The sequence below is a fragment of the Mycobacterium sp. TH-M103 genome (assembly GCF_057473785.1).
Genome location: NZ_JBYCLG010000189.1, coordinates 1 through 11,490 on the forward strand (window position 1 = coordinate 1; position 11,490 = coordinate 11,490).

Consider the following 11,490-nt stretch of genomic DNA (forward strand, 5'->3'; position numbering starts at 1 on the left):
CTCGCCAGACTATTCCCTGGGCGAATCCCATTGTGCTAGAATACAACTCGTAGTCAAATCACCTCTGACTTACACAGAAATCGTGACAGGCTCGCAACTTCGCCAACGACCCGATCAATCTGCAGGCCACCACCCGGGCGATGAACGAGCAGAAGGGCGCCGGCGACGCTGCAACGTGGTTGCCGCCCAACAAGTCCTACCGCTGCACCTATGTCACCCGCATCGTCGACGTCAAGGCCGCCTACGGGTTGTGGGTGACCCAGGCCGAACACGATGCGATCGCTCGAACCCTGACGAATTGTGGGGCACCCGCCGCGGCTCCCGGGCAGCCGCCGACGGACCCCGGCGCTGAATATGTTCCGCCCCCTCCAGCGCCGGCACCCGATAACGGGTTGTCGGTGTACTACCCGAACTGCAAGGCAGCACGGGCCGCGGGTGCGGCGCCGATCTATGTCGGACAGCCCGGATATCGACCTGGGCTTGACCGCGACGGCGACGGTGTCGCCTGCGAGTAATCCCAGCCTCGGATCGTGCTGTGCCCCGCCCTAGCGGATCCCGTCGGGCACTCCCGCCGTCATCGACGTAGCCGCGCATCCATACTGGTTGGGGACCGGATACGACTCATTCCCTTGTGAAGCAGGGCAATCCGTTCACTCAATGCCTCGGTCCCACGTCCTGGCCGACCGGGGTTGCATGCCGCCCGAACTCAGGGGCTTTCGCCTGCGACGACGCTTTTTCCATCAACAGCCTGCCCGAAGAGTTTCAGCACGGCGACCAGTCCGTGGGGGCGGGGCTCCAGCGGACTCATGCGGCTTCGGTGAGCCGCACGCCGTGGGGCTATGTTCTCTGTAGCGAAAGGGGACGAATCATGACGGCCGACAACCGGATATCGACGGCGAGCAGCGTCAGGGTGCAGCGCGGATGATCGAGTTCACCCTGACCCGGACCTCGACGGCGCCGATCGAGACCGTGTTCGACGCCCTGACCGACCACCGCGGGATCGCGGACTACCTGTGGGCATGCCGGCGCAGCACCCTCGATCGCGAGGGCACCCCCGCACCCAACGGTGTCGGCGCGATCAGGCGTCTGGTGGTGATCGGACCCCCGTTCGTCGAGGAGATCATCGAGTACGAGCGACCCACCCGCTACGCGTACAAGATGCTCTCGGGCGCACCGACCCGGGATCACGTCGGCACGGTCCAACTGCGTGAGACGGGGGCCGGGACCGAGGTCAGCTGGCACCTGCGCTCAACGCTGAAGATCCCCGGCGCCGATCGGCTGATGCTGCCGGTGTTCAAGAAGGTCATCGACGAACTCCTCAAAGGCGGCATCGCCGCCGCCGAACGCCGCGCCTGAACGCGATGGCTCCGGCCCGTCGTCGGCTCCTCGGATCGACGCGCAGCGGCGTTGTGTGAATCCTGCACTTGCTCGGACCTTTGTCCGAACTGCTCGTCGATTCGGGTGCCCCGTCGCGCGTGACGCCGGGCCAGTCTGCGGTGAGTGCATCGTCGGCCATCTCGGGTTCCCCTATCTGTCGTCGTACCGCGGGCGGTAGGCGTCCACGGTGTCCCACACCGCCCGCGTCGCCTCCTGCGGCGTCAGCTGTGGACTCTTGCGCATCTTTCCCCTGATGTAGCCGTCGACGCGACCGCCATCGGCCAGGTCGCTGCAGAGTTGTTCCGCCTGCGCGTTGGCGTGCAGGGGATTTCGCAGCCACGTGCCGTGGTCGCTGTGCAGTGCATCGGCAGATCTCTGCTCGGCCTCGGGTGGGAACTGCGGGACCGGCGGTGCCGACTGGACCTGTGGCACCGGCCGCGCCGGTGGCGGGGCTGCCTTGGTCGGCGGAGGCGCCTGGGGTGGCGCCGCTTTCGGCGCGGGTGTGGATGCCGGCCAGCCTGCGCGGCAGGGACGAGCCGTGGTGTCGCCACGCCTGCTCGGGTTCGTCGCCCCAGGCGTACAACACGGACGTCGGTGGAGGGTCGATCGCTTCCGTGGCGTCCACTACCTCGGCGGTGTCGTCGTCCCGGCTCACGCTCCGATTGTGCGCACGGGGACCGACAAGGTGAATCTTCCGCTGGCGGGCCCCGGCGCAGCGAGTTAGGCTCGGCCGTGTTAGGGAACGCAGCTGTCTACAAAAGGGGAAGCTGATGAGCGATCGGCCCCACATGGATTTCGAAGCGCTCTACGGGCAGTCCGAGCCCAGCCGCGTCCCCTGGGACATCGGCGGGCCGCAACCGGTGGTCCAGCAGTTGGTGGCCTTCGGCGGATTGCGCGGTCGGGTGCTCGACCCGGGCACCGGTCCGGGCTATCACGCCATCTACTTCGCGTCGAAGGGCTACTCCACCACCGGGATCGACGGGTCGGCGTCGGCGATCGAGCAGGCCAGGCGCAGGGCCGCCGAGGCCGGGGTCGCGGTGGACTTCCAGGTCGCCGACGCCACCGAACTGGACGGCTTCGAGGGCCGCTTCGACACGGTCGTCGACAGCGCCTTCTACCATGTCTTCCTCGACGACGAGGACATCCAGACCCGCTACGTGCAGGCCCTGCACCGGGCCACCGCGCCGGGGGCGCGGCTGTTCATGTTCGAGTTCGGCCGCCACAACGTCAACGGCATCCAGTGGGACGGGTTGGTGCCCGACAACTTCGAGCGCGTGCTCGGTGCGGGGCGGTGGCGCCTCGACCACCTCGGAACCTCCACCTACGTTGCCCGCTTCGGGCCCGAAACCCTGACCCGCATGGAGAATGTGGGCTCCGACCCGGCCTGGGAGCGGCGGATGAAGCCGCTGCAGGATCAGCTCGCCGTCATCGGGCCGCTGCTGCACGACTATCGGGTCCACATGCCGATCTGGGTGGTCGCGGCGACGCGCCTCGACTAGCGCGCGCCCAGGCGGTAGACGCGCGTGGCGTTGACGCGGGCGATCAGGTCGACCACCCGCAGCGCGTCGGCCTCGCTCCAGTCGCCGGTGTCGACGAAGCCGCGCAGCACCCGGTGAATGCCGTTGCGCCACAGCCTGGCACCGAGGAAGTGCAGCTCCGCCGGCCCGAACCCGTCCGACGAGTAGAGGATCTTGCGGAAGGGCGCCATCTCCAGCAGCCGGGCGATGAACGCCGGTCCGCGGGCCCCCAGATGGTTGATGCTCAGGCCCCCGTCGACGTAGACGTGGTTGAACGCCTGCGCCAGGTAGCCTGCCTCCCGCTCGTAGGGGTAGCAGTGCAGCAGCACGATCGGGGTGTCGGTTTGCCGCAGAAAATCCAGCAGGAGAAGCGGATTGGCCTTGTGCAGATCGCAGTCCCGGTCACCGAAGCCGACGTGCAGTTGCAGCGGCAGGCCGAGACGCAACCCCTGGTGCAGCCCGAAGCGCAGCAGCACGCGGTCGTCCAACCGCACCCCGCCCCGGTCGCGCCAGCGGCCGGCGGCGCGGGCGACCTCCGCGGCCGACGGCTCGGTCAGGTCGCCGTCGAACCCACCCCGGTAGGCCAGTATCGACTTGGTGCCGACCGCCGCTGCCGCGCGCCGGTGCAAGATCTCGCCGAACGCCGCCGCGTAGTCGCCGGGGGCCTGCGCGGCCTGCTCGGCCACCTCCTCGAGGCGGACGATCTCGCGGGCACGGTTGCCCGACAACGCTTCCAGTTCCGCCACGTCGGCGACGTCACCGCCGACCCCGGTGTCGACCAGCCAGTCGCTCACCCCCGCCGACGACAGGAAAAGGCGCGCCAGCTCGATCTCGCTGTACCGGCTGCGGCGCTCCCAATACTCTTCGGCCGCAGCGTGTCTGGGCAGCCCGAGGACGGGGGCGCAATGAGCGCGTATCGCGAAGCCCAGCTGGGAGTCGAACCCGGAGTCGAACTCGGCGAGCGGCCCGGTGTTGGCCTCGTTCAGCGCGTTCTCGAACCGAGCCCGGTCCCCCGCCGTCAACCAACAGCCGTGGACGTGCTGATCGATCAACGCCGCGTCGTCGATGCGCCGCGCCAGCCCGCTCACAGGCTCCAGGCCATCCGGAACTTGTCGGCGAGTTCCTCGGGGCCGAGGTCGCCGTAGTAATGATGCTCGAGGCGGCGCACCGCGACGACCGCGTCCACGGCCGCGTCGCCCAGGATTCCCCGCATCAACGCCGAATCATCCAGCGCGGCAATCACTTCGGCCTGGTCGGTGGCCAGCCCGGCGATGCCGTCGCGGTCGCGGTCGGATTCGGAGAGTTTCGCCGGATCCACGGTGGCCTGCGCCGGCAACGGCACCTGGTTCTTGATCCCGTCGAGCGCCAGGCCCAGGATCGCCGCGGACGCCAGATAGGGGTTCGCCGACGGGTCGACGATCTTCACCTCGGCGTTGCCCCCGTACGCGGTGCCGGGGCCTGCCCTGACGAAGCGCACCGCGGCCTCCCGGTTCTCGGTGCCCCAACACGTGTAGGCGCCGGCCCAGTTGCCGGGCAGCATCCGCAGACCGGACACGATCGACCCGCACAGCACGCCCTGCGCCTCGCGCAGGCCGCGCACCACCCCCGCCAGTGCGCTCTCCCCGGCCGCGGTCATGCCCTCGGTGCCCGATCCGTCGGAGAACAGCGGCCCCTCCGGCATGGTGAGCGAAAAGTGTTGGTGCGCGCCCGATCCGACGCTGCCCGCAAACGGTGTCGGAGACAGGCTGATGCGCAGCCCGTGACGGCGGGCGGCGCGGGCGACGACCAGTCGCATCAGCACCAGCTGGTCGGCGGCGGCCACCGGCGAATGCGGCGCCAGCGAGATCTCGAACTGGTTGGCCCCGTATTCGGGGTGGAACTGCTCGATCGCGATCCCGGCGGCCGTGGCCGAGGAATTGACGTCGCGCACGAACGCCTCGTGCTCGAGGACGCCGGCCAGCCCGTACTGTGCCCAGAGCGCCGAGGGCAGCCTGTCCCCGGCGGGATCGACCAGCAGGAACTCGATCTCGTGGCCGATCAGCGCCTCGATGCCGGCCTCGGTGAGCGCGGCCTCGATCCGGCCGAGCGTGCCGCGGCCACACGCAGGCACGGGCGTGCCGTCCTGCTCGTAGAAGGCGGCGGGCGCCCAGGCCAGCCCGTGGCCGACAATGCGCAGCCCCGACAGGTCGATGCGCAGGCGCTGATCGCCGACGACGCCGATGTCGTCGGTGAAGGCGATGCCGGTCTGGTCGATCGCGAAGCCGTGCCAGGAGGGGCTGGCGCCCAGCCCGGGGTCGGCGAAGGTGTTGGTGCGCCGGATCGGCACCGTCTTGGCCAAAGTCAGCCCCGCCGCGTTGACGACGGTGCCGATGACGGTGTCGACGCCTTCGGCCTCGAGCTGGGCGATCGCCGCGGCGGCGAGCGGGGTGCCGGTCATGGCAGTCATTGTGCAGCCCGGAGCGCCGGATCAGTTCTGGCGGTCGAGCAACTCGGCGACGAAGCGGTCGATGAACGCGTCCAGCGGGGCGCCGCCCGCCGGCCGGATGACGAATTTCGACAACCCCGCGGCGATGTAGCCGTCGAGTTGGCGATGCAGCCCGTCCCAGTCGGCGGCGATCAGCTCGGCGGGGTCGACGTCGGGACGGCGCCGGCACGCCACCGCGACCAGCCCCGGGGACAACTCCCCGTCGGCCACCGCCAACGAGATGCCGAAGTGGTCCTGGTCGATCCGGCGTCCCGCCTGCGCCGCCGCGGCCTGGATGGCCACGCGCCCGGCCCGCGCCTCGTCCGGGGTCAGGAAGCTGCCCAGCCAGCCGTCGGCCAGCGCGCCGATGCGCCGGAACGCCGCCGGCGCCGAGCCGCCCAGCCAGATGTCCAGCGGGGGCGACGGCCGCGGCGCGACCGCGGCCGAGCTCACGGTGAAGTACTCGCCGGCGTGGCCGGCCGAGCCGTCGAGCAGGGCCGAGCGCAACACCCGCAGCGACTCGTCGAACACCGCCGCCCGTTTCCCGTCGGGAACCACGAACAACTCGCGCTCGGCCGGTATCGCCGAACGCAGGCCGAAGACGGGCAGGACCCGCCCGGGCGCGACGGCCGCCAGGGAGGCCAGCTGCTTGGCGACCAGCACCGGGTGCCGCCCCGGCAGCACGGCCACCGACGTGCCGACCTTCAGCCGCGCCGTCCGGGCCAGCGCGTACGCCATACCGACCACCGGGTCCACCGCCGGGGAGTACACCAGCTCGGAGAACCACAGCGAGTCCACCCCGCTGCTCTCCAGATGGTCGACGATGCCGGCGAGCTCGCCGGGCGCGGTGGTCGCGCCCAGCCCGACGCCGAAACGGATCTTCACCGGCGGCCCGGCGGCCCAGCTGACAACGCCCGAGCGGCCTATGCGCGGCTGGGCAGCGTCAGCTTGCAGGCCTGGCCGATGTCCAGGGTGCGCAACACCCGTCCCATGCCGACCCACAGCGCGCACGAGATGGCCAGGTCGGCCAGCAACTCGTCGGAGAAGTGCTGCGAGCAGCGGCTCCAGAAGTCCTCGTCGTCGCGCAGCGCGGTGTGCTCGGTGGCGAACCGGTGGGCGAACTCGGCCGCCAGCTGCTCCTGCTCGCTGTAGCCGGGCCACGTGCGCCACTCGGGCGCGTGGTCGTAGAGCTCCTCGTCGACGCCGGCCGCCGGGCCGTCGGCGTCGCGGGTGTTGACGCAGACGATGCACTCGTTGTTGTGGGCGATGACCGCGCGGGCGAGCTCCCGGGTGCGCAGCGGCAGCCGGTTCTTGGTGTAGACCGCCTGGCTGAAGCCGCCGAGGGCGCCACCGAGGTCAGGAGATTTGGTGAACCAGCCGGCTATGTCGTCGTCGGCGAATGTTCCGATTCGGCTCATGGCAGGATCGTACGCCCGCGGCGACTATTTCTGGAACACGTTCCAGTCCCGGCCGGCGGCGGCCTCGGGGCGCCCCGGAGCCGCGCTTAACCCCCGTTCTGTTGCGAGCCCGGCGGGCGGGACACGCACTGCGCCAGGTAGAGCTCCTCGCCGAGCTTGTTCATCAACTCGAGTTGTGTCTCGAGGTAGTCGACGTGCAGTTCCTCGTCGGCCACGATCTGCTCGAAGAGGTTGGCGGTGGTGGTGTCCTGCTTCTCGCGGCACATGATGATGCCCGGCTTGAGGCGGTCCAGCACCTCGTGCTCGATCGCCAGGTCGGCCTCGAACTGCTCGCGCAGCGTCTGCCCGACGCGCAGCGAGAACAGGCGCTGGTAGTTGGGCAGGCCTTCGAGCAGCAGGATGCGGTCGGTGATCGCCTCCGCGTGCCGCATCTCGTCGAACGACTCCTCGCGGGTGTGCTTGGCCACCTCGGTCAAACCCCAGTTGTCCTGCATCTTGGAATGCAGGAAGTACTGGTTGATGGCGGTGAGCTCGCTGGTCAACTGCTCGTTGAGCAGGCGCAAAACGTCCGGATCACCTTGCACGGTCACTCCTTAGGGTGTGAAAGCCGACATGTTCTGACCGGGGCAAGGAAGGCTGGGCTGTAGCCCCCCAAAGCCGCCTGTACTCGCACTTTGCCATGCCGCGGAGCGATCTGCCAGGAAGGTATGGCTGCGCTCATTGCGTGGCGGCCGTTGCTGAGAGTGACCCACATAACACCCGGGTTAGGTTAGACTCAACTAATCGACTTAGGTTAGACTCCACTAATATGCGACCTATGCGCTCGGCACCTGCACCTCGGCCCTCGTTGCGGCGGGATGGCTTGGGTGAGGCCGAAACGCGGTCGCGCGGGCTGGTTTTCGGGGCTTGTCACGAAGGAGACGCTGCCGGCGTGCGGAGGGTGTGCTGATGTACGTGTGCCTGTGTGTCGGGGTCACCAACCACACCGTGTCCGAGTGCGTCGCGCGCGGGGCGTCGACGTCGAAAGAGGTTGCCGCCGCGTGTGGCGCCGGCGTCGACTGCGGGCGGTGCAGGCGCACGCTGCGGGCGATCATCGCCGCGTCGGCCCAACGGGACGGCGACCGGGAAGCCGAACTTGAGTCCGCGTCGGCGCGTTAGCGCCCCTTGTTGAAGTCGGCCAGCGCCGCGGCGTTGGCCTGCGCCCCCATCAGCTCGGCGAAGTGGGCGTTCTCGCGCGCACTGGCGGCCGCGATCTCCGGGCGCATCGGCTCGACCATCGTGTGCTTGACGGCCATCAGGCTCGAGATCGGCCGGGAGGCAAGAATCTCGGCGTGCCGACGCGCTTCGGGCAACAGCTGCTCCGGCTCGCAGACCCGCCAGACCAGGCCCATGCGCAACGCCTCGTCGGCGTCGACCCACTCCGAGGACATCAACAGCCAGGCGGCGTTCTGCCTGCCGACCAGCTGCGGCAGCAGGTATGACGACGCCGCCTCGGGGGCCACGCCCAGGCTGGTGAACGGACACTTCAGCCGGGCGGTCGACGACATGAACACCAGATCGGCGTAGCCCAGGATCGTGGCGCCGATGCCCACCCCGACTCCGTTGACGGCGCAGATCAGGGGCTTGGAGAACGCGCTGAGCGCCTCGATCAGTCCGGTGAAGCCGTGCGTTCCGGGAGTGAAACCCGGGTCGGTGATGCGGGCCTGCATCTCGGTGAGATCCGTGCCGGCGGAAAAGCCGCGGCCCGTGCCGGTCAGCAGGACGACGGCGACCGCGGGATCGTCGGCGGCGGCCAGCAGCGCCTCGGCCGTGGCGTCGTAGAGAGCCTCGTTGAAGGCGTTGAGCGCCTCGGGCCGGTTGAGGGTGAGCGTCCGCACCCGCTTGTCGTCGTCGATCTGCAGCATCACCGCTGCAGCCTAACGTTTGCCGGTCAGGCGTTGCCGTAGACGCGGGTCGGTGCGATCAGCACCACGGCGCGGCGCTCCGCGGCCATCACGCGGTCGTATTCGTCCCAGTCGTCGTGGGTGCCGCCCGCGGCGGTGAACACCTCGCGCAGCAGCAGCCGAAGCCGGTCGGCGTCGACCGGCCAGGGCGGGGTGTCGTCGGGCCCGGCCAGCTCTGCGCGGCCCTCGACCGTCGCCCACCGCCATCCGTTGCGGAACGTGACGGCCAGTTGCGGGCGCGCCCGCAGGTTCGCGAGCTTGACTCTGCCGTACGTCGCAAAACCCAGCGCGGGTTCACCGGTCGCCGGGTGCGCCAGCAGGCCGACGTTGACCAGCGACGCCTGCACGGTGGCGTCGGCGCGGACGGTGGACACCACCGCCAGCCCGCTCTCCCCCGCCGCCAGTGCCACGGCGTCGCGCAGTGTCGTCATGCGCGCTCCTTACTCCTTGAACGGGGTGGTCAGGACGTACCGGCTGGTCGGCACCGTGTCGATGTTCTCGTTGGCGCCGAATGCGCTTGTGCTGGCAACCATCCGGCCGAGGCGGTCCTGCAGGTCCGCGTCGTCGGCGGCGCCGAAGAACGCCTTCAGGTCGGTGATCGCCTCGGCGGGGAACAGCTCCTCGACGATGGCCGCGATCTCGGGCGCACCCTCTGTCAGGGTGCGTACCACCCAGTTCTGCGTGTAGCCGAACGTCGACTGGGTCTCGATGGCCACTGACGTGTGGTCACCCTGCCAGCGGGCCAGCCAGGTCGCCTGGTCCATGCCGGCGGCCCGGCGGAGCAACGCCACGTTGGCCAAACCCGGTGTGCGAGCGCCGGGCTCGACCGCCGGAGCCACGAGTGGGACGGACTCGGTCACCAGGTAGGCGGCGAGCCGGTCGCATTCGCGGCTGAGCAGTCGCAGCGCCGCCTGGACCTGCTCGCCGTAGCACTGCTGAGTCCACAGGCTCACCACCGCGGCCACCGGCGGGTCCAGCGTCGTCAGCGTCATCAGCGAGTGGCGCACCACGCCGTCGCGGACGTTGACGGCCAGCCCCGCCACCCCCAACCCCAACAGCTCCTCGGTAACGGGGCCCCGCTGGCGGGCGCACCATTCGTCGTCCGCGTCGGGCCGCATCAGTACCGCGATCACCTTCTCCATACGCAGAACCTACAGTCGTCCGGGTTACTCGATGGGTTCGCCTTTCACGAGGCGCACCCGGTGTTCGGAGCCGATCAGCCCGCCGATGATCCCGGCCAGCCGCCGGTAGGACTCGTGGCGTCCGCTGGAGGCGCGGAACACCAGGCCGATCCGCCGGCCCGGGCGGGGCGTGGCGAACTCGGCGAGCCCCAGCCGGCTTCTCGCCGCCTCGACCGGGATGGCCGTCTGCGGGATCAGGGTCACGCCCAGCCCGCCGGTCGCGCACTGCACCGCGGTCGACAGCGACGCCGCCCGCGTGTTGGCCAGCTCCGGCCGCACACCCGCCATCCGGCAGACGTCCAGCGCCTGATCGCGCAGGCAGTGACCCTCGTCGAGCAACAGCAGCGGCAGCTGCGCCAGCGCCGTCGTCGGGACCCGTCGCCGGCCCGACAACGGGTGCCCGGGGGGCAGCGCGAGCACGAAGTCCTCGTCGTAGATCGGGATCGCTGTGATGCCGGCGGCATCGGCGGGCAGCGCGATCAGCGCCGCATCCAGCCCGCCTTCGCGCAGCGCCGCCAGCAGCCGCTCGGTCTGGTCCTCGATCACCCGCAAGGTCAGGTCGGGAAGCCGCTCGGCGACCCCGGCCAGCACCGTGGGCAGCACGTAGGGCGCCACCGTCGGGATCAGGCCCAGTCGCAGACTGGCCTGCAGGGGGTCGGCGGTGCCCGCCGCGGCGGCGGTGAACGCGTCCACCGCATGCACCACGGACTGGGCGTGCGGGAGCAACTCCGCGCCCTCCGGGGTCAGGAAGACACGCCGCGTCGACCGTTCGATCAGCTGGGTGCCCAGCCCGTTCTCCAGGGCCGCCAGCGCCTGCGACAAGGTTGACTGGCTTACCCCCAGGGCGGGCGCGGCGCTGCTGAAGTGCCGCTTCTCGGCCACCGCGACAAACGCGCGCAACCCGGCGATCGTCGGCTGATAATTCTTATCGGTCATACTTATCAGTATAGTGTGAAAAATCACCTTTACTTCACAGTCCCGTGACGGCAACATGGAGTCAGAAAACCCCCAAACCCCATTGCGACACCCAGCCAAAGGAGCGATATGTCATTGCTGACGATCGGCGACCAGTTCCCCACCTACCAGCTCACTGCGCTGATTCCCGGTGACCTGTCCAAGGTGGACGCCCAGGATCCCGCCGACTACTTCACCACCATCAGCAGCGACGACCACCCGGGTAAGTGGCGTGTGGTCTTCTTCTGGCCGAAGGACTTCACCTTCGTGTGCCCCACCGAGATCGCGGCGTTCGGCAAGCTGAACGACGAGTTCGCCGACCGCGACGCCCAGGTGCTCGGCGTCTCGATCGACAGCGAGTTCGTGCACTTCAACTGGCGCGCGCAGCACGAGGACCTCAAGGCGCTGCCCTTCCCGATGCTCTCGGACATCAAGCGGGAGCTGTGCCTGGCGACCGGAGTGCTCAACTCCGACGGTGTGGCCGACCGAGCCACGTTCCTCGTCGACCCCAACAACGAGATCCAGTTCGTCTCCGTGACCGCGGGATCCGTGGGCCGCAACGTCGAGGAAGTGCTGCGGGTCCTGGACGCGCTGCAGTCCGACGAGCTGTGCGCCTGCAACTGGCGCAAGGGCGAC

The 11,490-nt window shown here is 69.5% G+C and carries 14 protein-coding genes and 1 pseudogene; 5 read left to right on the plus strand and 10 right to left on the minus strand.

The genetic code is table 11. From position 1 onward, the window contains the following. Positions 1–86 precede the first annotated feature (86 nt). Positions 87–515, plus strand: a pseudogene (locus AC2VOR_RS10435) (excalibur calcium-binding domain-containing protein); the annotation flags it as partial. A 406-nt stretch (positions 516–921) separates the two neighbouring features. Further along, positions 922–1,356, plus strand: a complete 435-nt coding sequence (locus AC2VOR_RS10440; RefSeq protein ID WP_486963747.1) for an SRPBCC family protein — start codon at positions 922–924, stop codon at positions 1,354–1,356. 171 nt (positions 1,357–1,527) lie between these two features. On the opposite strand, the gene AC2VOR_RS10445 is transcribed toward AC2VOR_RS10440, so the two are convergent. After that, a complete protein-coding gene (locus AC2VOR_RS10445; RefSeq protein ID WP_369738585.1) occupies positions 1,528–1,809 on the minus strand; it encodes a DUF732 domain-containing protein in 282 nt (93 codons plus the stop codon). 338 nt (positions 1,810–2,147) lie between these two features. Between AC2VOR_RS10445 and AC2VOR_RS10450 the strand changes: the two genes are divergently transcribed. Further along, positions 2,148–2,876: a class I SAM-dependent methyltransferase gene (locus tag AC2VOR_RS10450; RefSeq protein ID WP_369738584.1), complete on the plus strand. Its 729-nt coding sequence runs from the start codon at positions 2,148–2,150 to the stop codon at positions 2,874–2,876. On the opposite strand, the gene AC2VOR_RS10455 is transcribed toward AC2VOR_RS10450, so the two are convergent. The 5 genes from AC2VOR_RS10455 to bfr form a co-directional block, all read right to left on the minus strand. After that, positions 2,873–3,982, minus strand: a complete 1,110-nt coding sequence (locus AC2VOR_RS10455) for an amidohydrolase family protein (protein ID WP_369738583.1) — start codon at positions 3,980–3,982, stop codon at positions 2,873–2,875. The genes AC2VOR_RS10450 and AC2VOR_RS10455 overlap by 4 nt on opposite strands. Beyond that, positions 3,979–5,331 (minus strand): type I glutamate--ammonia ligase, encoded by a 1,353-nt coding sequence (locus tag AC2VOR_RS10460; protein WP_486963748.1) that lies wholly within the window; start codon positions 5,329–5,331, stop codon positions 3,979–3,981. The genes AC2VOR_RS10455 and AC2VOR_RS10460 overlap by 4 nt, the downstream gene beginning before the upstream one ends. Before the next feature lie 30 nt (positions 5,332–5,361). After that, the gene (locus tag AC2VOR_RS10465) at positions 5,362–6,243 is read right to left on the minus strand and encodes a TIGR03854 family LLM class F420-dependent oxidoreductase (RefSeq protein WP_369738582.1); all 882 of its coding nucleotides are present in this window, start codon (positions 6,241–6,243) and stop codon (positions 5,362–5,364) included. Positions 6,244–6,281: 38 nt separating this feature from the next. Then, positions 6,282–6,776 (minus strand): carboxymuconolactone decarboxylase family protein, encoded by a 495-nt coding sequence (locus AC2VOR_RS10470; RefSeq protein ID WP_369738581.1) that lies wholly within the window; start codon positions 6,774–6,776, stop codon positions 6,282–6,284. A gap of 86 nt (positions 6,777–6,862) precedes the next feature. Continuing rightward, entirely contained in the window at positions 6,863–7,360 is a 498-nt protein-coding gene (gene bfr, locus AC2VOR_RS10475; protein WP_369738580.1) for a bacterioferritin, read from the minus strand. Between the two features lie 364 nt (positions 7,361–7,724). Between bfr and AC2VOR_RS10480 the strand changes: the two genes are divergently transcribed. Continuing rightward, positions 7,725–7,934, plus strand: coding sequence for a (2Fe-2S)-binding protein (locus AC2VOR_RS10480; protein ID WP_369738579.1), 210 nt, complete (start codon positions 7,725–7,727; stop codon positions 7,932–7,934). Here the strand turns inward: AC2VOR_RS10480 and AC2VOR_RS10485 are convergent. The 4 genes from AC2VOR_RS10485 to AC2VOR_RS10500 are packed head-to-tail and all read right to left on the minus strand — an operon-like array spanning position 7,931 to position 10,836. After that, positions 7,931–8,683 carry an enoyl-CoA hydratase/isomerase family protein gene (locus AC2VOR_RS10485; RefSeq protein ID WP_369738578.1) on the minus strand — a complete coding sequence of 251 codons (753 nt, stop codon included), beginning with the start codon at positions 8,681–8,683 and terminating at the stop codon, positions 7,931–7,933. The two genes, AC2VOR_RS10480 and AC2VOR_RS10485, sit on opposite strands and share 4 nt — an antisense overlap. Before the next feature lie 23 nt (positions 8,684–8,706). Continuing rightward, positions 8,707–9,150 (minus strand): TIGR03618 family F420-dependent PPOX class oxidoreductase, encoded by a 444-nt coding sequence (locus AC2VOR_RS10490; protein ID WP_369738577.1) that lies wholly within the window; start codon positions 9,148–9,150, stop codon positions 8,707–8,709. Between the two features lie 9 nt (positions 9,151–9,159). Beyond that, the gene (locus tag AC2VOR_RS10495) at positions 9,160–9,861 is read right to left on the minus strand and encodes an EthD domain-containing protein (protein WP_486963749.1); all 702 of its coding nucleotides are present in this window, start codon (positions 9,859–9,861) and stop codon (positions 9,160–9,162) included. Between the two features lie 24 nt (positions 9,862–9,885). Continuing rightward, a complete protein-coding gene (locus AC2VOR_RS10500) occupies positions 9,886–10,836 on the minus strand; it encodes a hydrogen peroxide-inducible genes activator (RefSeq protein ID WP_369738575.1) in 951 nt (316 codons plus the stop codon). A gap of 108 nt (positions 10,837–10,944) precedes the next feature. On the opposite strand from AC2VOR_RS10500, the gene AC2VOR_RS10505 reads away from it, so the two are divergent. Next, positions 10,945–11,490 (plus strand): peroxiredoxin (locus tag AC2VOR_RS10505; protein ID WP_486963750.1); only part of this gene is annotated, 546 nt, incomplete at its 3' end.

What these genes read in the sequence shown, in the direction of transcription:
- AC2VOR_RS10450 (WP_369738584.1), top strand. Translation starts at nt 2,148, where the DNA reads ATGAGCGATCGGCCCCACATGGATTTCGAAGCGCTCTACGGGCAGTCC.
- AC2VOR_RS10480 (WP_369738579.1), top strand. Translation starts at nt 7,725, where the DNA reads ATGTACGTGTGCCTGTGTGTCGGGGTCACCAACCACACCGTGTCCGAG.
- AC2VOR_RS10460 (WP_486963748.1), bottom strand. Translation starts at nt 5,331, where the DNA reads ATGACCGGCACCCCGCTCGCCGCCGCGGCGATCGCCCAGCTCGAGGCC.
- AC2VOR_RS10500 (WP_369738575.1), bottom strand. Translation starts at nt 10,836, where the DNA reads ATGACCGATAAGAATTATCAGCCGACGATCGCCGGGTTGCGCGCGTTT.
- AC2VOR_RS10470 (WP_369738581.1), bottom strand. Translation starts at nt 6,776, where the DNA reads ATGAGCCGAATCGGAACATTCGCCGACGACGACATAGCCGGCTGGTTC.
- AC2VOR_RS10495 (WP_486963749.1), bottom strand. Translation starts at nt 9,861, where the DNA reads ATGGAGAAGGTGATCGCGGTACTGATGCGGCCCGACGCGGACGACGAA.
- AC2VOR_RS10490 (WP_369738577.1), bottom strand. Translation starts at nt 9,150, where the DNA reads ATGACGACACTGCGCGACGCCGTGGCACTGGCGGCGGGGGAGAGCGGG.
- AC2VOR_RS10440 (WP_486963747.1), top strand. Translation starts at nt 922, where the DNA reads ATGATCGAGTTCACCCTGACCCGGACCTCGACGGCGCCGATCGAGACC.